19 protein-coding genes are annotated in these 20,442 nt (G+C 60.8%); 5 read left to right on the top strand and 14 right to left on the bottom strand.

Going from position 1 to position 20,442, the window contains the following annotated elements:
- Positions 1-12 precede the first annotated feature (12 nt).
- The 10 genes from AC07RZ_RS03740 to AC07RZ_RS03695 form a co-directional block, all read right to left on the bottom strand.
- Positions 13-435 carry a guanyl-specific ribonuclease gene (locus AC07RZ_RS03740; RefSeq protein ID WP_494666951.1) on the bottom strand — a complete coding sequence of 141 codons (423 nt, stop codon included), beginning with the start codon at positions 433-435 and terminating at the stop codon, positions 13-15.
- A 112-nt stretch (positions 436-547) separates the two neighbouring features.
- Positions 548-1,750, bottom strand: coding sequence for a patatin-like phospholipase family protein (locus AC07RZ_RS03735; protein ID WP_494666950.1), 1,203 nt, complete (start codon positions 1,748-1,750; stop codon positions 548-550).
- Positions 1,751-1,852: 102 nt separating this feature from the next.
- Entirely contained in the window at positions 1,853-4,309 is a 2,457-nt protein-coding gene (locus AC07RZ_RS03730; RefSeq protein WP_494666949.1) for a sodium-translocating pyrophosphatase, read from the bottom strand.
- 259 nt (positions 4,310-4,568) lie between these two features.
- Positions 4,569-5,225: an adenylate kinase gene (adk, locus tag AC07RZ_RS03725; protein ID WP_144738753.1), complete on the bottom strand. Its 657-nt coding sequence runs from the start codon at positions 5,223-5,225 to the stop codon at positions 4,569-4,571.
- Between the two features lie 226 nt (positions 5,226-5,451).
- Positions 5,452-6,216 carry a 3-deoxy-manno-octulosonate cytidylyltransferase gene (gene kdsB / locus AC07RZ_RS03720; protein ID WP_494666948.1) on the bottom strand — a complete coding sequence of 255 codons (765 nt, stop codon included), beginning with the start codon at positions 6,214-6,216 and terminating at the stop codon, positions 5,452-5,454.
- 12 nt (positions 6,217-6,228) lie between these two features.
- On the bottom strand, positions 6,229-6,426 hold the full coding sequence (locus tag AC07RZ_RS03715) for a Trm112 family protein (protein WP_494666947.1): 198 nt from the start codon (positions 6,424-6,426) through the stop codon (positions 6,229-6,231).
- Positions 6,407-7,450, bottom strand: a complete 1,044-nt coding sequence (gene lpxK / locus AC07RZ_RS03710; protein ID WP_494666946.1) for a tetraacyldisaccharide 4'-kinase — start codon at positions 7,448-7,450, stop codon at positions 6,407-6,409. Before lpxK ends, AC07RZ_RS03715 begins: the two co-directional genes overlap by 20 nt.
- A complete protein-coding gene (locus AC07RZ_RS03705) occupies positions 7,437-7,871 on the bottom strand; it encodes a biopolymer transporter ExbD (protein ID WP_144738749.1) in 435 nt (144 codons plus the stop codon). Before AC07RZ_RS03705 ends, lpxK begins: the two co-directional genes overlap by 14 nt.
- Positions 7,868-8,473, bottom strand: a complete 606-nt coding sequence (locus AC07RZ_RS03700; protein WP_092396260.1) for a MotA/TolQ/ExbB proton channel family protein — start codon at positions 8,471-8,473, stop codon at positions 7,868-7,870. The genes AC07RZ_RS03705 and AC07RZ_RS03700 overlap by 4 nt, the downstream gene beginning before the upstream one ends.
- Before the next feature lie 272 nt (positions 8,474-8,745).
- A complete protein-coding gene (locus AC07RZ_RS03695; RefSeq protein WP_494666945.1) occupies positions 8,746-9,666 on the bottom strand; it encodes a LysR family transcriptional regulator in 921 nt (306 codons plus the stop codon).
- A 131-nt stretch (positions 9,667-9,797) separates the two neighbouring features.
- Between AC07RZ_RS03695 and AC07RZ_RS03690 the strand changes: the two genes are divergently transcribed.
- The 3 genes from AC07RZ_RS03690 to sodB all read left to right on the top strand — a co-directional run bounded on the left by AC07RZ_RS03690 (position 9,798) and on the right by sodB (position 13,384).
- Positions 9,798-10,745, top strand: coding sequence for an alpha/beta hydrolase (locus tag AC07RZ_RS03690; protein ID WP_494666944.1), 948 nt, complete (start codon positions 9,798-9,800; stop codon positions 10,743-10,745).
- A 517-nt stretch (positions 10,746-11,262) separates the two neighbouring features.
- Entirely contained in the window at positions 11,263-12,624 is a 1,362-nt protein-coding gene (gene xseA / locus AC07RZ_RS03685; protein ID WP_494666943.1) for an exodeoxyribonuclease VII large subunit, read from the top strand.
- 172 nt (positions 12,625-12,796) lie between these two features.
- On the top strand, positions 12,797-13,384 hold the full coding sequence (gene sodB, locus AC07RZ_RS03680; RefSeq protein ID WP_494666942.1) for a superoxide dismutase [Fe]: 588 nt from the start codon (positions 12,797-12,799) through the stop codon (positions 13,382-13,384).
- 108 nt (positions 13,385-13,492) lie between these two features.
- On the opposite strand, the gene AC07RZ_RS03675 is transcribed toward sodB, so the two are convergent.
- Positions 13,493-14,116 (bottom strand): TetR/AcrR family transcriptional regulator, encoded by a 624-nt coding sequence (locus AC07RZ_RS03675; protein ID WP_494666941.1) that lies wholly within the window; start codon positions 14,114-14,116, stop codon positions 13,493-13,495.
- Between the two features lie 240 nt (positions 14,117-14,356).
- Between AC07RZ_RS03675 and AC07RZ_RS03670 the strand changes: the two genes are divergently transcribed.
- Positions 14,357-15,562 (top strand): acetyl-CoA C-acetyltransferase, encoded by a 1,206-nt coding sequence (locus AC07RZ_RS03670; protein ID WP_494666940.1) that lies wholly within the window; start codon positions 14,357-14,359, stop codon positions 15,560-15,562.
- A gap of 17 nt (positions 15,563-15,579) precedes the next feature.
- The gene (locus AC07RZ_RS03665) at positions 15,580-17,712 is read left to right on the top strand and encodes a 3-hydroxyacyl-CoA dehydrogenase NAD-binding domain-containing protein (RefSeq protein WP_494666939.1); all 2,133 of its coding nucleotides are present in this window, start codon (positions 15,580-15,582) and stop codon (positions 17,710-17,712) included.
- A gap of 45 nt (positions 17,713-17,757) precedes the next feature.
- On the opposite strand, the gene AC07RZ_RS03660 is transcribed toward AC07RZ_RS03665, so the two are convergent.
- The 3 genes from AC07RZ_RS03660 to AC07RZ_RS03650 form a co-directional block, all read right to left on the bottom strand.
- Positions 17,758-18,075, bottom strand: a complete 318-nt coding sequence (locus tag AC07RZ_RS03660; RefSeq protein WP_494666938.1) for an SCP2 sterol-binding domain-containing protein — start codon at positions 18,073-18,075, stop codon at positions 17,758-17,760.
- Between the two features lie 259 nt (positions 18,076-18,334).
- Entirely contained in the window at positions 18,335-19,480 is a 1,146-nt protein-coding gene (locus AC07RZ_RS03655) for a CaiB/BaiF CoA transferase family protein (protein WP_494666937.1), read from the bottom strand.
- A gap of 6 nt (positions 19,481-19,486) precedes the next feature.
- Positions 19,487-20,407, bottom strand: a complete 921-nt coding sequence (locus tag AC07RZ_RS03650) for an SDR family oxidoreductase (protein ID WP_494666936.1) — start codon at positions 20,405-20,407, stop codon at positions 19,487-19,489.
- Positions 20,408-20,442 lie beyond the last annotated feature (35 nt).

Genomic DNA, 20,442 nt, shown 5'->3' with positions numbered 1-20,442 from the left:
TTTGTATCTCAGTCACTCTTGGATGCGTCTGAAAGTTTGATAATGATTATCAGTGTAGTAATACTCGCCTGAAGTCTGTGGATTGCCGCCGGCGATGATCCGGCGTGCGCCGCGGTTGCGGGCACGCGGCGTTTTCACCGTGAATTCGTGGTAATACCCGCGCCGCTGCCTGGGCAGCATCCCTTCATAATTGCCGAATACCACGCCATCCTTGGCGTACGGGAACGGTCCGCCCTGCTTAATCAGTATCAATGTCGCTTGCGCTTCCTGCGGCAACTGGCCTACCGAAACCACATCCTGCGGCGGGGATTCCCTTGCAAATACTTGAAAAGACAGCAGCAAGCCAAGCAACAGCAAGATTCCGTTACGCAATATAGCCGCGGCGAAATCGGAACTTAGACCAGGGAAATGGCGCCGGGTTGCGTGGCTTTTCATAAATTTAATATTTTATGGTTCTGATACCGTAGGGTAACGTGTTGATGAAAACGAATCAACCCGTATCCTTGTCACGGCTGCAAGTGTTGCAATATTTGACAATATTTACCGATCACAAGTTCTCCGCCGCTTGCCTGGCAGCCGGGCTCGGACCAAAAAAATCGGCCACTTCGTCGCGCCGCGCCAGCGTATCTTTCTGGCCCATGCGTATCAGTTCACGTGTATATCCCGATTCGAACAACAGATAAGAGGCGAGACCGCCGCCGTGCGCGTCCTTGGCGCCAAGGCCGCCGAGCAAGGTGCGGATCGGCAATGGCAAGCTGCCGAAATGTTTGGTGGCAATATCATCGATCTGTTCCGACGGTGAAATGATCAGCATTTCCACAGGTTTCAGCGGCGTGCGCTGGCGTTGCTCGTCCGTCAGGAAGGAAAGCGTGTGATTGATGCGCTCCAGCCGTTCGATATCCACCGCCAGCCCATCCAGGAAAATGCTGGACAAGGCATGGCTGGCGATCTGCGCCAGGCTGGGGTAACGGGCAAACACGGGCGCATCGGTGGGCGCTTCCTTGCGGCGCCCTGCGCCCACCACCAGCACCTTGCTGGCGCCCAGGTGGATCGCCGGAGAAATCGGCGCCAGCTGGCGCATCGAACCGTCGCCGAAATATTCGCGGCGGCCGTCGCAATAAATCGGGATCGCCGGAAAAATGAAAGGAATCGCCGACGACGCCAGCAAATGTCCGACATTGATCTGGTCCCTGACCGCCCGCCGCTGGCTGCGGGTCCAGCCCTGGATTTCGACGGCGCTCTGGTAAAAGGTAATGTGCTGGCCGCCGCTGTATGAGGATGCGGTGATCGCCAGCGCCAGCAGGTGGCCGTTGACCAGCGCCGCATCGAGCCGCTCCAGGTCCAGCAGCCGGTGCAGCAAGGTAATCAGCGGCGTATTGTCGAGCAGGGAATTGGGCGGATGCGCATGCCATTTGCGCAGCAGCCAGCCGAACGACAGCAGGGACAGCCAGCGCGCCCCCGAGCGCAGCACGCCAAGCGAATCGGCGCGGTATACCTGTTCAACCGTGAAGTGTTCCCAGACATCCATCAGCTTTTGCACGCCCAGGCCGAAGTTCTCGACCCGGCAAGCCAGCGCCGTGGCGTTGATGGCGCCGGCGGACGTGCCGCAAATGATATCGAAGGGATTCTGTTCCGGCGCCCAGCCCTGCTCGCGCAAGATGGACGCCACCGCATCCATCACGCCAACCTGGTAAGCCGCGCGGGCGCCGCCGCCGGTCAGGATAAGGCCCGTTTTTTGTTTTGTCTCCATGGATATGAAGAGTAACAGGGAGAAGAAATTTGTGTAGGGCCCGACTGAAGATAAAAGGGAGCGGCAGGCTGCACCTGCCGCTCCCCAGCCCTCGCCAAATGGCTAGCGGACGCTGACTTCGACCCGCCGCGCCTGAGCGTTATCGCCGCTGCCGGTGGTCACTTGCGGTTTTTCCAGCACGATGGCGTCTTCGGCCACGCCTGCGATCAGCAGGATCGCTTTCACGCTCTTGGCGCGCTCCTTGGAAATTTCCTCGTTCTTGGCCGGGTCGCCGGTGGTGTCGTGGAAGCCGCTGACCACGACTTTGGAACCGGCCTTGGCTTTCGCCGCATCCACCACGACGGCCAATTTTTCAGCGGTATCGGCCGGGGCTTCCGCCTTGCCGGATTCAAAGTAGATAACAGTCGCCGGCGAAGAAGCCGGGGCCGGGGCCGCGCCGTTGTCGACGATCACTGCCGTCGCCGGGGCGGTTACCGGCACAGGCACCAGCACCACCGGCGCGCCTGCCGCCGCCTGCTGCATGCCCGAAGCCGGCAGCAGCGGCACCAGCAGCAAGGCCACGATATTGATGATCTTGATCAGGGGATTGACCGCCGGGCCCGCCGTATCCTTGTAAGGATCGCCGACCGTGTCGCCGGTCACCGCCGCCTTGTGCGCTTCCGAGCCCTTGCCGCCATGGTTGCCATCCTCGATGTATTTCTTGGCATTGTCCCAGGCGCCGCCGCCGGTGGTCATCGAAATCGCCACGAACAGGCCGGTGACGATGGTCCCCATCAGCAAACCGCCCAAGGCTGCCGGTCCCAGTATCAGGCCGACCAGGATCGGCACCACCACCGGCAGCAGCGACGGGATGATCATTTCCTTGATGGCCGATGAAGTCAGCATGTCGACCGCCTTGTCGTACTCCGGTTTGCCGCTGCCGTCCATGATGCCCTTGATGTCGCGGAACTGGCGCCGCACTTCGATCACTACCGCGCCGGCTGCGCGCCCCACCGCTTCCATCGCCATCGCCCCGAACAGGTAGGGAATCAGGCCGCCGATGAACAGGCCGACAATCACCAGCGGATTCGACAAATCGAATACCGTGCTTTTCCCCACCGAGTCGAGCGCATGGGTGTAATCGGCGAACAGCACCAGCGCCGCCAGGCCCGCCGAGCCGATGGCGTAACCCTTGGTGACCGCCTTGGTGGTGTTGCCGACCGCGTCCAGCGGATCGGTAATCGCCCGCACCGAATCAGGCAAGCCCGACATCTCGGCGATGCCGCCGGCGTTGTCGGTAATCGGGCCATAGGCGTCCAGCGCGACAATGATGCCGGCCATCGACAGCATGGCGGTAGCGGCAATCGCAATGCCGTACAGGCCGCCCAGCCAGTAAGAAGCCAGGATGGCGATGCACACCGCCAGCACCGGATATGCAGTCGATTTCATCGAGACCCCAAGACCGGCGATGATGTTGGTGCCGTGGCCGGTGGTGGAGGCTTGCGCAATGTGGCGCACCGGCTTGAAATCGGTGCCGGTGTAATACTCGGTGATATACACCATCAGGCCGGTCAGCACGATGCCGATCAGGGCCGAGCCCATCATCGGCACCCGCATCGGTTCCGGCAGGATCAGCCAGGTCACCACAACAAAGCCGATCAGGCTCAGGATCGCCGCCCACCACAGGCCGGTATACAAGGCCGACATGATTTTCTTGCCCGGCTTGGCCTTGACCATGGAACAGCCGACGATGGAAGCCAGGATAGACACCCCGCCCAGAGCCAGCGGATACAGCACGGCTTGCAGTTCGGCGCCATGGATCAGCAGGGAACCCAGCAGCATGGTGGCGATCAGCGTCACCACATAGGTTTCGAACAGGTCGGCCGCCATGCCGGCGCAGTCGCCGACATTGTCGCCGACGTTATCGGCGATCACCGCGGGATTGCGCGGATCGTCCTCCGGGATGCCGGCTTCCACCTTGCCTACCAGGTCGGCGCCGACATCGGCTCCTTTGGTAAAGATGCCGCCGCCGAGACGCGCGAAAATCGAAATCAGGGAAGCGCCGAACGCCAGTCCGATCAAAGGCCAGATGATGTCGTGCAGGGAAAGTCCGGAGGGTCCGGCGAACGCCAGCAGCCACAAGAAGAACAAGGCCACGCCCAGCAGCCCCAGCCCGACCACCAGCATGCCGGTGATGGCGCCGCCGCGGAAAGCGACGTCCAGCGCCGGCCCCATGCCCTTGGTGGCGGCCTGCGCGGTGCGCACATTGGCGCGCACCGAGACATTCATGCCGATGAAGCCGCAGGCTCCCGACAGCACCGCGCCGATCAGGAAACCGGCCGCGGTCACCAGGCCCAGTCCAGGCAGTATCGCGATAATGATGAACAGCACCACGCCGACGATGGCGATGGTGCGGTACTGGCGCGCCAGGTAGGCCGCTGCTCCCTGCTGGATCGCCGCGGCAATTTCCTGCATGCGCGCATTTCCGGGATCCTGTTTCAGGATCCAGTTGCGCGAGACCAGCCCATAGACAACGGCAATGATGCCGCAAGCGACGGCAAACCATAGACTTGATGCCATGTTGACTCCTCCAGTTTTTTTGTACGGCGTCACGACAAAGTAAAACAACTACACCATTTCACCTGCAACCATGTATCCCAATGGGTGGACTGCCGGTCAATACTGCGTAATGCATTTCTTCTCGCTGCCCTGTTGTTCTTGGAGAGTTAGGCGGGCTGGTTTGCTGCTGTGCTGTTGATCGGTCCTGACGAATGATCCCTGGTGAATTCTAAATTATTTTGTTGATCAAAAGAAAAAGCGGACCGAAGTCCGCTTTTGTTTATGCTTCCAACGCCGCAAACGCGCTGTCGCGTATTTGTTCAACCGGACCGACGCCGGCGATCTTGCGGTACTTGGGAGCGCCCGGCAACCCGGCCTTGGCCCAGTCGCCGTAATAGTTGACCAGCACCTCGGTCTGTTCGTGATAAACCGACAGGCGCTTCTTGACGGTTTCTTCCTTGTCGTCGTCTCGCTGGATCAGGTCTTCGCCGGTGACGTCGTCCTTGCCTTCGACCTTGGGCGGATTGAACTTGGCATGGTAGGTGCGGCCGGACGACAAATGCACGCGGCGGCCGCTCATGCGTTCAATGATGGCGCTGTCGGGAACGTCGATTTCCAGCACATAGTCGATCTTCACGCCGGCGTCCTTCATGGCGTCAGCCTGCGGAATGGTGCGCGGAAAACCGTCGAACAGATAGCCGTTGGCGCAATCCGGCTGCTTCAGCCGGTCCTTGACCAGGCCGATGATGATGTCGTCGGAAACCAGGCCGCCTGCATCCATCACCTTCTTCGCTTCGACGCCGAGCGGAGTGCCGGCCTTGACTGCTGCGCGCAACATGTCGCCCGTGGAAATCTGCGGAATGTTGAATTTCTCTTTAATGAAAGTCGCTTGCGTGCCTTTACCGGCACCAGGCGCTCCTAAAAGGATGAGGCGCATGTTAAAGTCCTAAGGTGAGTTTGTGAATTGATTGTGGCGACGGCGCGCCCAATGGTTGCTGGGTTTGCTGCGACGTCTCCGATATGCTTTTATTTGTACCACGCTATCTTTGCATGAAACTTACCATACAATTTTACCAAACAGCCAGTCCGCGGCACTATTTCTGTTGGTTCAACGATAATTTCCCGCCCGCTGCGTGATGCCTTTGCGCTCTTTTTGCACGCTGTCAAGCGCTGAAAAAACGTCTTACCCGCTCCAGGTCTTCCGGCGTATCCACACCCACTGCAGGCGCCGCCGGCGCAATGTGCACTGCAATCGGATAGCCGTGCCACAGCACCCGCAACTGCTCCAGCGCCTCGACCTGTTCCAGCGGCGACACCGCCAGGGTCGGATAGGTTTGCAAAAAACCATTGCTGTATGCGTACAGGCCGATATGGCGCAGCGGCAGGTAGCCTGACGGCAAATCCTGGCGCGATTGCGCAAAACCGTCGCGGTGCCAGGGAATCGTCGCCCGTGAAAAATACAGTGCGCGCCCGGCCTGGTTCAATACCACCTTGACCACATTCGGATTGAAGGCATCCGCCGCCGAGTCGATCGCGTGCGCCGCGGTCGCCATCGGCACCTCGCCGGTGATCTGCGCCGCGGTGGCGGCGATCAGTTCCGGCTCGATCATCGGTTCGTCGCCCTGCACGTTCACCACCACGGCGTCGGCCGCCAGTCCCAGCGCCGCTGCCACTTCGGCAATGCGGTCGGTGCCGGACGGATGGTCGGCGCGCGTCAGGCGTGCGGCGATGCCATGCTGGGCGCAGACCGCCAGGATTTCGGCATGGTCGGTCGCCACGATGACCTGCGCCGCGCCGGACAGCGCGGCGCGCTCGGCGGTGCGCACGATCATCGGCTTGCCGCCGATGTCGGCCAGCGGCTTGTTAGGCAGCCGGGTAGACGCCAGCCGCGCCGGAATGATGACGGTGAAAGGCTTGCTCGAACTCACGATAAACGCCGCTTATGCCGCAGGAGTTGCAGCCGGCGCAGCCGGGCTGTTGAGGTCGCGCGCCTGGTCGGCCCACATGATAGGGATGCCGTCGCGCACCGGATAAGCCAGCTTGTCGGCGTTGCAAATCAGTTCCTGGGCTTTTTTATCGTAATGCAGCGGACCTTTGCAGATCGGGCAAACCAGGATGTCAAGCAGTCGAATGTCCACGGAGTTTCTCCAGAATTTGGTGCGACAGCGCAGCATCGATCTGCGCCGTCACGGGAACGACCCAGATGCGCGGATCGTTCCTGATGGTTTCTATTTGCCGACATTTTACTGCATCCTTTTCAGTTATCAGGATGATCTCGGCCTGGAGCGCGGCAAACGGGTTGCCGGAAAAGTCATGATGATCGGGCAAGGCGAGCGCCTCGAACTTCAATCCAGCCGCGCTCAGCAGCGAAAAAAACCGCTGCGGATTGCCGATGCCGGCGGCGGCGGCAAGCCGCAAGGCCGGGTCCTGCAGGCTGGCCAGCGGCCGGGTCCGGCCCGGATCGCCAAGCTGCTCGGCCTGCTCGCCCACCAGCTGCATGCGGATGGCGGAAGCCGGCATGGAGGCCGGGATGGTTGCCGCATTCACCACGGTAAAGTCGCGGCGGCGGCTTGCCGGCTCGCGCAGCGGCCCGGCCGGCAGCAGCCAGCCGTTGCCGGCGCCGCGCGCATCGAACAGCACGATTTCGATGTCGCGCTGCAAGCGATAGTGCTGCAGACCGTCGTCCGACAGGATCAGGTTGACTTCAGGATGCGCCTGCAACAGCGCTTCGGCGGCAGCTACCCGGTTGCGGCCGATCACCACCGGGCATTGCGCGCGAGCGGCTATCAGCAAAGGCTCGTCGCCAACTTCGGCAGCCAGCGACGCTGGGGTCACATGTCGTACCGCGGCCTGGCCGTCGCCGGACTGCGCGGCATAACCGCGCGAAATCACGCCCGGCACATAACCAGCCTGGCGCAGCGCTTGCACCAGCCAGATCGTCAACGGCGTCTTGCCGGTGCCGCCGACAAAGATGTTGCCGACCACGATCACCGGCACCGGCAAACGCGTGCTGGCTTGCCAGCCGGCGGCGTACCAACGGCGCCGCAGCGCCGCCGCCAGGCCGAACAGCAGCGACAGCGGCCACAGCAGGCATGCCAGCAAACCGCGCCGCTGCCAGGCGGCGCTCAGGACCGATTCCAGCGAAGGCCTATTTGTGCCCACTAGTCTGGGCGGCAAACGTGATCTTGTCGAAACCGGCCAGGCGCGCCGCTTCCAGCACATTGATCACGGTCTGATGGGTCGCCATGGCGTCGGCGTTGATGATCACCACCGGGTCGCCCTTGGACTTGCCGTCGGCCTGCACCGCGTTCTTCAGGTCGAGCGCCAGCGATGCCGCATCCTTCGACGAGACCTGGACATTGTTGACCGCATACTGCCCTTGCGGATTGACGGCGACGTTGATTTCCTGCGGCTGCACCATCGCCTTGTCGGCGTCGGCCGTCGGCAAGGTGATCTGCAGCGCGGTGAACTTGCTGTAGCTGGTGGTGACCATCAGGAAAATGACGATCACCAGCAAGACGTCGATAAACGGAATCAGGTTGATTTCAGGGTCGTCGCGGCCCTTGCCTTTGCGAAAATTCATTTGCGCGCGCCATGAACGGTATCGACAAATTTCACAGCCTGCTGCTCCATGTCAACGATGAAGCTGTCTACCAGCGCGCGGAAATGGCGATAGAAAATCAGCGCCGGCATGGCGATCGCCAGGCCGAAGCCGGTGTTGTACAGGGCCACCGAAATGCCGTGGCCCAGCTGCGCCGGATCGGCGCCGGCGCCATTGGTCGCGCCAAAAATCTCGATCATGCCGACCACGGTGCCGAACAGGCCCATCAGCGGCGCCAGCGAGGCAATCGTACCGAGCGTGGTGAGGAATCGTTCCAGTTCATGCGCGGTAGCCTGGCCGGCTTCCTCGATCGATTCTTTCATCAGGTCGCGCGGCGCATCGACGTTGCGCAGGCCGGCAGCCAGCACCCGGCCCAGCGGCGAGTTGGTTTCCAGGTTGGTCAGGACTTCGGTGTTGATCTTGCCGTTGTGATAAACCCGTATCACTTCCTGCAGCAGCTGCGGCGGCAGGATGCGCGGCCGGCGCAGGTAAACCAGACGTTCGATAATCAATGCGGTGGCAATGATGGAGGCAATCAGCAACAGCCAGATCGGCCAGCCCGCAGCTTGAATAATGGCAAACAAAAGAAACTCCTTGGTGAAATCGCATTCAATATCGGCAAATGCAGATGAGGGGTTCATCAGCATGGATGCAGAATGTAACTTGTTGAAGGCTTGTGAGCAAGGGCGAGCGGCGTTGCGGAGCGGAAATTTTTTCACTTAATTTCAGAGCGGCCGGGCAACGCTCCAAGTTCCGCACATATTATGTGAACAAGACTGTGGACAAGTCCAAAACCGTACATCGAAGTCCATGATTTCAAAGGACTTTTTTGTGCTGCATCAAAAACGTGCAGATTTCATCCGTCCACTCTGGCAAAACGGCCGGCCTCGGCCAGGAAATGTTGCACGGCAGGCAGCGTGTCCGCTTGCCTGCAGATCAGCGTTAACGGCGCGCTGAATCCGCCGCCGCTTTCAAGCACACGGCAATACGCCACCTGGTCGGTGTGGAAACAGTTCATGGATGCCGGCACGACGGAAATGCCGACGCCGGCGGCTACCAGGCAGATATTGGTCAGCATGCGGTCGACTTCGACCGCGATGCTGGGCGAGAATCCGGCGCGTACGCAGGCATCGATAAAACTGGAATACATGCCTGTAGCGCCCGGGTTGCGGACCAGGATGAACTGCTCGTCGCGCAACGACTTCAGGGAAATCACCGGCATGCCTTTTTTCGGCCGCTTTTGCAAAAGCGCATGGCCGACTGGCAGCACCAGCAGCATTTCTTCGTCCAGCAGGCGATGGAACGCCAGCCCGGGTGGACGGCTAACCGGCATGCGCAGGAACCCGAGATCGAGTTTTCCCGAAGCGACCGCGTTCGTCAGTTCGGCCGCATTGCCTTCGCTGAATTTGACGGCGACGCCAGGTTTTGCCGCGCGGTGCGCCCGCAGGATTTCTGGAATCAAGGGATGCGCCGCAGCCGAACTGGTGAACCCTACCGAAATGATGCCTTCGATCCCGTTTGCCGCACGCGCCGCGCGCTGCGTGCCTTGGGCGACATTTGCCAGGATCGATTTCGCCTCGTGCAAAAACACCTCGCCGCCGATGCTCAGGTCGACGCCTTTCGGATGCCGGTGGAACAGCGCAAATCCCAGTTCGTTCTCCAGCATGCGGATCTGCTGGCTGAGCGGAGGTTGCTGCATGCTCAGCCGTTTCGCCGCACGCGTGAAATTCCTCTCTTCGGCAACGACCACAAAATAACGCAAGTGTCTCAATTCCATGCTGGCCTCAATGTAATACATCGATACATACAAAGTATGGAGATGCCGTTTTTATTATATTTTACATTGGCCTACCGCCCTCTTATGATCAGTGGCGTAACCACATCGGCAATTTCAACGGGACTTTTGACATGGACAACATCAAACGGCGGACCTTGTTAGGAATGGGCGCCATGGGAGCATCGGCGCTGGTCGCTCCACGCTATCTTTACGCGGCATCCTCATCCGCGGAACAGCAGGAGATTCCGCTCTGGTCCAGGCCGCCCGGAGGAAACGGTCCCGAAGGGCCGGAACAGACCAATGCCAAAGGATCGGTCACCAACGTCTCGCGCCCGCGCCTGGTGGTCTATCGTCCCGAGCGGCCTGACGGCAGCGCGGTACTGGTGATTGCCGGCGGCGGCTATGGGCATATCGAGCGAGGCAGCGAAAGCATCCCGGCAGCCCAATGGCTGCAATCGCTTGGCGTCACCGTATTCGAACTGGTCTATCGCTTGCCCGGCGAAGGCTGGTCAAACATCGCACCGTTCCAGGATGGCCAGCGAGCCATGCGGCTGATCAAGGCGCTGGCGCCAAAGTATGGGCTGGCGGCCAATCGCATCGGCATCCTCGGTTTTTCCGCCGGCGGACATCTGGCGGGAACCACGGCAGCGGAACCGGACGCCCGGCGTTACGCGGCCATCGACGCCGCCGACCAGTTTTCCGCCCGCCCCGATTTCGCCGGCTTGATCTATCCCGTGCTTACTTTCATGCCGCCCTACGACAACACGCGCTCGCGCCGTGAAATCGTCGGCAAGCACCCGGACCTTGCCGCCAGCGAAGAATTTTCGGTGGAACGGCATGTCGGCAGCGGCATGCCGCCAACTTTCCTGGCGCAAGCCGCGGACGATCCGATTGCGCCGATCCAGAACAGCCTGCTGATGTTCAACGCGCTCAAGGCCGCGCAGATCCCGGCCGAAATGCATGTGTTCCAGGATGGCGGACATGGCTGGGGACTGGGGAAACCGGGCAGCCAGCCGCATGCCTGGCCGCGCCTGTTCGAGTCCTGGCTGGCGCACAACGGCTGGATAAAAGCAGCCTGAAACAGCGCCCGGCGCTTGCCATCCGAAGTTCCACACATATTATGTGAACAAGATTGTGGACAAGTACTTAGTTCGAAACTTAAGCCGATGATTTGAAAGGATTTTTTCGTGCTGCACGAAAAACGTGCAGGATCTTCGGGCGCCATCTCGGCAAAGTTCTCCACAGATTTTGGGGATAACTTTGTGCACAAGCCCACTGGATTCACGCGAAGTCCTTGATTGGAAACGCCTTTTCACTATTGTTGGTGATAGGTGCAAATGCAGCTTAAACAGCCGTTTACAGATAGCGGCGACGATTTTCCTGCATCTTTCCCGGTGGTTTTGCCACAGCCGCGGCGACGGATATCCACAAGCCGCGGCTGATCCACAGTTACCCACAGAATTTGTGGATAAGCTTGTGCGCAAGCACACTGCAATCTGGACAAGCCCTTGATTTGTTTCGCTTTTCCATTGATGTTCAGCGACCGTGCTTTACAATGGCAACGCTCCAGCCAATCAAGAACCCCGGAAAGCCCGTATGAATTTCTCCAGCGACACCGACAACCGTTCCAGCGGACCGCCAGTACTGACGGTTTCTGCCTTGAATCAAGCCGTGGCGCGTTTGCTGGAACGCAGCTTCCCGCTGGCCTGGGTCGCGGGCGAAATATCGAATTTCAAAAGTTACGCTTCCGGCCACTGGTACTTCACGCTGAAAGACGATGCGGCGCAAGTGCGCGGCGTGATGTTCAAGGGCCGCGCCCAGCATGCCGGCTTCACCCCGCGCGACGGCGACAAGGTGGAAGTGCGGGCGCTGGTGACGCTGTATGCGGCGCGCGGCGACTACCAGCTCAACGTCGAAGCGATCCGGCGCGCCGGCGTCGGCAACCTGTACGAAGCGTTCTTGCGCCTGAAAGAAAAACTGAATGCGGAAGGCTTGTTCGATCCGGCCCGCAAGCGGCCGCTGCCGCAATTCGCCCGCACCATCGGCATCGTCACCAGCCTGCAGGCCGCTGCGCTGCGCGACATCCTGAGCGCGCTGGCGCGCCGTGCGCCGCATGTGCGCGTGATCCTTTATCCGACACCGGTGCAAGGCGACGGCGCGGCGGAGAAAATCGCGCGCGCCATCAATACCGCCGCCGCACGCGCCGAGTGCGAACTGCTGTTGGTGTGCCGCGGCGGCGGCAGCATCGAAGACTTGTGGTCGTTCAATGATGAAGCGGTGGCGCGCGCCATCGTCGCCGCGCCCATGCCGGTGATTTCCGGCGTCGGCCACGAAACCGATTTCACCATCGCCGATTTTGCCGCCGACCTGCGCGCCGCCACCCCGACTGCCGCCGCCGAACTGGCGACGGTGCCGCGCACCGACTGGCTGGCGACATTGGAAACCCATGCCGACGACCTGACCCGCGCCTTGCGCCGGCGGCTGGCCGAAACCAGCCAGACGCTGGACTGGCTGAGCCGGCGCCTGAGCAGTCCGGCCACCACTATCGCCCACGAACGCGTCAAGCTGCAAAGCCTGCAAGCCAGGCTGCTGCACGCCACCCGCATCCCGCTGACGCAATCGCGCCATGCACTGTTGAATCTGCACACCCGCTTGGCTGCGCACATACCCAGCACGGTTGCATCCCGCACTGCGCTGCTGGAGCAGAGCCGTCGCCTCAACGGCGCGATGGCTGCGCAAAACCGCGATCGCCGCCAGGCATTGGCAGCGCTCAGCGCCCAGCTGGAACTGCTGAATCCGCAGCGCACTCTGGAGCGCGGCTACGCCATCGTCTCCGACGCCAAAGGCCAGGTCATCCGGACACCGCGGGCGCTGCAGCCGCGCCACGTGATTACCGTGCAGCTGGCTGAAGGCAGCGCCCAGGTCGGCATAGACAGCGTGCAGGCGACGCTTGATTGAGGACATGTTTCTTTGCGGCGCAAGTCACATTGCAGATTGAATAAAAGCGCGAGCATGCTGCATGGAATAGCTAAGCGCTTTACAATAGCCCTCTCCGGGAAACTGTTCACGAGATAGATGTATAGGCAACAGCTTCCTTGTAATCCCAATAAAACTATAGAAAGGACGCACCATGGCACACACACTCCCGCCTCTCCCGTACGATCTGGACGCACTGGCTCCGCACATCTCCAAGGAAACCCTGGAATTCCACTATGGTAAGCATCACCAGACCTATGTGACCAACCTGAACAACCTGGTTCCAGGCACAGAATTCGAAAACGCTACTCTGGAAGAGATCGTCAAGAAATCTTCCGGCGGCATTTTCAACAATGCAGCGCAAATCTGGAATCACACTTTCTACTGGCACAGCCTGTCGCCGCAAAGCAAAGGCGGCGGCGGCGCGCCAACCGGCGCACTGGCGGATGCGATCAACGCCAAGTGGGGTTCGTTCGACAAGTTCAAGGAAGAACTGACCAAGACTGCAGTCGGCACTTTCGGCTCCGGCTGGGCATGGCTGGTGAAGAACGCTGACGGTTCGCTCGGCCTGGTGTCGACTTCCAACGCAGCCACTCCGCTGACCACCGACGCCAAGCCGTTGATCACCGTCGACGTCTGGGAACACGCTTATTACATCGACTACCGCAACGCCCGTCCAAAATACCTGGAAGCATTCTGGGCATTGGCGAATTGGGAATTTGCTTCGAAGAATTTCGCATAAGACAAATTTGTCATGGCCGGTAAGGAATAAAATCTTATCGGCGCCGCAAATGAAAATAGCGCCGGCTTTATTGCCCGCGCTATTTTTTTATGGGCAAGCCAGATTTGCCTAAACCTGTTCAGGCTTGGCGATGGCCCGCCACAACATCCTGAACAGCGCATTGGCCTGTAAGGCCAGCGGCTCTTTTTCGCCACGCATGGTGTGCATGTGCACCAGCCTTTCCAGGATGCCGATGAAATAATCGAGCAGGATCTTTTCATCCACTTCGTCGGTCAGCACGCCTTGCGCCCTGCCGTCGGCCAGGGTTTTCATCAGGACTTCCATCATTTCCGGCTGGCGGAAAGTGCGGTCGCGCCCCCATGCGCTGATCTGCAGCGAACTCATGATCAGCTGGCTGACCTTGGGATTACGATCGAAAAAATCCAGCACTACCCAGAACACCTTGCGCAGCTTGTCCTGGCAACTCTCGATGCCTTGCAGGTGATCGAGCATGCGCGACGCCAGGGTGCTCAGCCAGGCCTCGAGACAGGCGAACAGCAGCGCTTCCTTGCTGCCGTAGTATTTATAGATAGTCTGCAGGGAGACACTGGCGGCGCTGGCGATTTCTCCATAGGCGACACTGCGGAATTCGCGTTCTGAAAACAGATCCAGCACGGCGTTTTCTATCCTTTGCCTGATCAAGGGCTTGAGCAGCGCGCGGTCCAATACGATTTTCTGTTTCTCAGAGGCCATGGTTTGATCGTGGTTTTGCCATATGTGTAATTGAAATTACTATCGCGCTCCAGACAATTCCTGTCCTGGTTTAGAGTAGATTACCAATTGACGCTGGCCATTGCTTTAACTACAGTGGCTATTCAGCATGGATCGGACGTCAAGCGAGACAGCGATCGAAGTGTAATTATAATTACTAAAACATACAAGCGCATACAAGCGCATACAAGCACATGCAAGCAAATACCAGCCGGAGACGCTATGACTGAAGCCTATATTTTCGATTCCGTACGGACCCCGCGCGGCAAGGGCAAGAAAGACGGCAGCCTGCACCAGGTCACGCCGGTCAACCTGCTGGCCCAGCTGCTGCAGGCGCTGCAGCAGCGCAACCGCCTCGATACCTCGCAGGTCGACGATGTCGTGCTCGGCTGCGTGACGCCGGTCGGCGAACAAGGCGCCGACATCGCCCGCACCGCGGTGCTGTATGCCGGCTGGGACCAGTCGGTGCCGGGCGTGACGCAATCGCGCTTTTGCGCTTCGGGCCTGGAATCGGTCAACCTGGCGGCGATGAAAGTCATGTCCGGCCAGGAGCAGCTGGTAGTGGCCGGCGGCGTTGAAAGCATGTCGCGCTGGGCCATGGGTTCGGACGGCGGCGCCTGGTTCATGGATCCGCGGGTCAACCAGATCACCGGCTTCGCGCCGCAAGGCATAGGCGCCGACCTGATCGCGACGCTGGAAAATTTCTCGCGCAGCGATGTCGACAGCTTTGCGGTGCAGTCGCAGCAGAAAGCCGCGCGTGCCCGCGCCGAAGGCCGCTTCGGCAAGTCGCTGGTCGCAGTCAAGGACCTCAATGGCCTGGTGCTGCTGGACCATGACGAATACATCCGCGCCCAGACCACCATGGAAAACCTGGCAGCCCTGAACCCGTCCTTCGAACAGATCGGCCAGATGGGTTTCGATGCGACCGCGCTGCGCAAATACACTACCGTCGAAAAAATCAATCATGTGCACCATGCCGGCAATTCCTCCGGCATCGTCGACGGCGCTGCGCTGGTGCTGGTCGGCAGCAAGGAGATGGGCCAGAAGCTGGGACTGAAGCCGCGCGCCCGGATTGTCGCCGCCGCCGTCACCGGCTCGGAGCCGACCATCATGCTGACCGGCATCGCCCCTGCCGCGCGCAAGGCGCTGGCCAAGGCCAGGATGTCAGCCAAGGATATCGACCTGTTTGAAATCAATGAAGCGTTTGCCGCGGTCGTGATGCGCGCCATCCGCGACCTCGACATCGATCCGGAACGTGTCAACGTCAATGGCGGCTCGATCGCCATGGGCCATCCGCTGGGGGCAACCGGCGCCATGATCCTCGGCACCGCGCTCGACGAACTGGAGCGCAGCGGCAAGGCAAGCGCCTTGATCTCGCTCTGCGTCGGCGGCGGCATGGGCATCGCCACCATCATCGAACGCGTCTAACAGACTGGATCCAGACCATGAGCGTAAATTTTCAAAAAGACAGCGACAATATCGTGACCCTGACCCTGGACATGCCAGGACGGTCGATGAATGTATTGAACGAAGCGCTGACGGCGCCGTTCATGGAGGCGATTGCCGCCATCGAAGCCGATCCGGCCATCGCCGGCGTCATCATCACCTCGGGCAAGGCGGACTTCCTCGCCGGCGCCGATATCGAAAAACTGTTCCAGATCACCGAAGCACAAGCAGCCTTCGACCTGGTGCAGGAATTCAAAGGTTTCCTGCGCCGCCTGGAACTGTGCAGCCGGCCGGTGGTGGCTGCGCTGAACGGCACCGCGCTGGGCGGCGGCCTGGAGCTGGCGCTGGCCTGCCATCACCGCATCGCCGTCAACAATCCGAAAGCCAAGTTCGGCCTGCCGGAAGTCAAGCTCGGCCTGCTGCCGGGCGGCGGCGGCACGCAACGTTTGCCGCGCATGATCGGCATCCAGGGCGCATTGCAGCTCATGCTCGAAGGCAAGGAGCTGCGCGCCGACGAAGCGCTGCAGCAAGGCATCATCCAGGAACTGGCGAACGACAAGGAAGAGCTGCTGGCAAAAGCCAAGGCCTGGTGCCTGGCCAATCCCAAGGCAAAACAGCCGTGGGACGACAAGAAATTCCGCTGGCCCGGCGGCGACTCGCGCAGCCCGGCCAACGGCCAGCTGTGGGCCATCGCACCGTCCATGGCAAGCGCCAAGACACACGGCAATTATCCGGCGGCGACCAATATCATGAGCTGCGTATTCGAAGGCGGCATCGTCGATTTCGACACCGGCTGCGAAATCGAATCGCGCTATTTCGTCAATTGCGCATTGTCGCCGGTGGCCAAGAACATGATCGGCACCTTGTGGTTCCAGCTGAACGCCATCAACAAGGGCAAGTCGCGCCCGGAAGGCTTTGCACCGTCCAAAGTCAGCAAGGTCGGCATCCTCGGCGCCGGCATGATGGGCGCCGGCATCGCCTATGCCTCGGCCAAGGCCGGCATAGACGTGGTGTTGCTGGACAACAGCCTGGAAACCGCGGCACACGGCAAGGATTATTCCAGCAAGCTGCTCGACAAGGCGATCAAGCGCAAGCAGCAAACCGCGGAAGGCAAGGAAGCCCTGCTCAAGCGCATCACGCCTACCGTGGATTTCAATGACCTGGCCAACTGCGACCTGATTATCGAAGCGGTGTTTGAAGATCGCCAGGTGAAGGCCGAGGTGACTCGCAAGACCGAGGCGCTGATCAGTAAAGACGCCGTGTTTGCGTCGAACACCTCTACCCTGCCGATTACCGGCCTGGCGCAGGCCAGCGTGCGGCCGGAAAATTTCATCGGCCTGCATTTTTTCTCGCCGGTAGACAAGATGCCGCTGGTAGAAATCATCGTCGGCCAGCAGACCAGCCAGCAAACGCTGGCGCGCGGCTTCGACTACGTGCAGCAGATCAGGAAAACCCCGATCGTGGTCCACGATTCACGCGGCTTCTATACCTCGCGCGTATTCGGCACCTACGTGATGGAAGGCTTGCAGCTGCTGATGGAAGGCCAGCATCCGCGCGCCATCGAGATGGCCGGCTTGCAGGCCGGCATGCCGGTAGGACCGCTGGCCGTGCATGACGAAGTCAGCTTGTCCTTGTCCCTGCATATCCTGGAACAGACGCGCAAGGATTTTGCCGAAGCCGGCAAACCGTTCGCCGGCCATCCGGCCGACGCCGGGCTGGAAAAAATGGTGACCCAGCTGGACCGCAAGGGAAAGAAAGCCGGCAAGGGATTTTATGACTATCCCGAAAACCAGAACAAGCACCTGTGGCCCGGCTTGCAGCAAGCGTTTCCGCTCGCCGCCACGCAGCTGCCGCAAAAGGACCTGATCGAACGCATGATGTTTGTGCAAGCCAATGAGGCGGCAAAATGCTACGAGGAACAGGTAGTGCTGACCGTTGCCGACGCCAACATCGGCAGCATTTTCGGCTGGGGTTTCGCGCCATTCCAGGGCGGCGCCCTGCAATACATCAATGCTTACGGCGTCGCCGATTTTGTCCAGCGCGCGAACCAGCTGTCAGCCCGGTTCGGCAGTTATTTCGCGCCGGCGGCAATCCTGGTGAAAATGGCGGAACAAGGCAAGCGCTTCGAGTGATACGCCGCGGCTCTTCCTCGATGACGTTGAAGAACCGCTAGCGACTCAGCCGATCTTGCTGGCGTCAAACAGGGAAGGAATGCGCTGGGCCAGCATCAGGTCGCCCTTGAGTTTCAGCTTGCCGCTCATGAACGCCATGGCGCCGTTCAGTTCGCCTTTCAGCATGGCCTTCAAATCTTCATCGGCCATGGTCAGCGCCACATCGGGGGAGTCGGCCACGCCTTCGTGCGCGGCGCAGGTCCCGTGATCGATCAGCAGGTACATCGGCTTCGAAATATCGAACTGGATGCTGCTTTTCATGTCCGCCGCCGCTACGGCGTTCAGGCAGGACGGCATGAGCTTGATGATATCGTTGACTGTCATTGCATTTCCTCTGGTTGTTTAAAAATCTGTTGCCGGCAGTAATGCAAGCGGATGCAGGCAAACGGCCTGTCATCCCCATCCGACTGCATCCCGCACCTGCAGTTCCTTCTCCATCAACGCAGCGTAGCGCTGTTCCACTTCGCCGCGTTTGATTTTCATGGTCGGCGACCGGTTTTTTTTTGCACGTCCATGGCCTTTCCTCGCACATCGATCTGGGTAACCGTTTGCCGATATTTTTATTAGGCTGAACAGCCTTGCCTCAGATCGCGCCGCTTGCGCGCAGCGCGGCCAGCGCTGTCGCATCGAATCCCAGTCCCGCCAGCACATCGGCAGTATCCGCTCCCAGCGCCGGACAATCGCCAGCCGCGCCGGCAGCGTCGCTGAACCTGATCGGCAGGTCCGATACAGGCTTGCCGTCTTCCATGCGGACCAGGCCGCGCGCCTTGACCTGCGGGTTGTCCAGCGCTTCACGCGGCGTGTAGATGCCCGATACGCAGCAGTCGCGGTCGGCCAGCAGCTGCTCCCATTCATCGCGCGAGCGGGTCTTGAACAATCCGCTTAAAGCCGCTCTCAAGGCCGCGCCATCCGGTCCCGGCGCGAGCGGCAAGGCCGCCAGGTCGGGCCGCTCGACTGCCTTGCAGAAATTGAGGAAGAATTTAGGCTCCAGCGCCGCCAGCGCCACATGTTTGCCGTCGGCGCAAGCGTAGATGCTGTAGTTGGCCAGGCCGCCGCTCAAGATATCGCTGCCGCGCGCGGCACTTTCGCCCAAGGTGCGGATAGCGGCCAGCGATAGCGCCTGCAGCGCCAGCGTGCCGTCCAGCATGCCGACATCGACCATGGTGCCCTGGCCCGAGGCGCGCGCGCCGATCACCGCCGCCAGTATCCCCAGGGCGCAGGTCAGCGCGCCGCCGGCAATGTCGGCGCTCTGGAAATTCGACAGCACCGGCGGACCGCCGGCAGCACCGGACTGGTCCAGCAAGCCGGCGTAGGCGCAGTAATTCATGTCGTGTCCGGCGCGGTCTTTGTAGGGGCCGGTCTGCCCATAACCGGTGAGCGCGGCGTAGACCAGCCGCGGATTGATCTGCTTCAGGTCCTGGTAGCCGCAGCCCAGTTTGTCCATCACGCCGGGCCGGAACGATTCGACCAGGACATCGGCCTGCGCCACCATGGCCTTGAGCACCGCAACTGCTTGCGGCTGCCGCAAATCCAGGGTGACCGATTTCTTGCCGCGGTTGAGCAGAGTGAACAGTTCAGGCGACAGCATGCGCGCGTAATCGCCGCCTTGCGGCTCTTCCAGCTTGACCACCTCGGCTCCCAGCTGCGTCAGGTAAAAGCTGCAGAAGGGACCGGGCAGCAAACGGGTCAGGTCAAGCACCCGGATGCCGGACAGAAGCGGGTTAGCCATTATGCATCATGGCTTGCCCTGGCCGAAAGGCGAACCGACGTCCTGCACGATGGTCATCAACGATTCGCCTATGCTGGCAGGATAGGTCGCGGCGTCGAAATCGGCGATCTCTTGCCAATGCCGGGCCACCTCCTCCGGACCAAAAGCCTGCCCGTGGAAATGATGGCCTTGCGTGCGCTGCCAGCGCAGCTTGGCGTGGAAACCGGCGCCGACCTCGAACAGGCTGCCGTTTTCCTTGCAGCTCTCGTGGCACAGGTATGCCGCCAGCGGCGCCACGAACTCCGGCTTGAGCGCCGCCATCATCTGCGGCGGCATCACCGTTTCCGAGATGCGCGAGCCGGCCAGCGGCGCGATGGTGTTGACCAGCACGTTCTTGGCGGCGCCCTCGATCGCCAGCGTATTCGCCATGCCGACCAGGCCCATCTTCGCCATGCTGTAGTTGGCCTGGCCGAAATTGCCGTAGATGCCGGCGGCGGAAGTGGTCATGACGATACGGCCGTAACCCTTGTTGCGCATGTGCGGCCAGGCCGCATGGGTGACGCGGAACGCCCCCAGCACGTGCACCCGGTAGATCAGGTCCCAGTCATCCGCGGTCATCTTGGCGAAACTGCTGTCGCGCAGGATGCCGGCATTGTTGATCACGATATCGACGCCGCCGAAATGATCGAGCGCGGCCTGTACGATCCGGCTGCCGTCTTCCACCGAATCGTAGTTGGCGGCCGCGCTGCCGCCGGCTGCCTTGATCTCGGCCACCACCTGGTCGGCGGCAGCGCTGGACTTGCCGCCGCCATGGACGTCGCCGCCCAGGTCATTGACCACCACGTGGGCGCCGCGCGCCCCCAGCAGCAAGGCATGCACCCGGCCCAGGCCGTTGCCGGCGCCGGTGACGATCGCCACCCGGCCGTCGTAGCGCAATTCATTTTGCATTTCATTTTCCATAGTCTCTGTCTTTATTCAAAATA

The organism is Collimonas sp. GW821-FHT07E08 (assembly GCF_059418905.1).
Note: the sequence above shows the minus strand (reverse complement) of the source record. Positions and strands in the feature narration are given on the sequence as shown.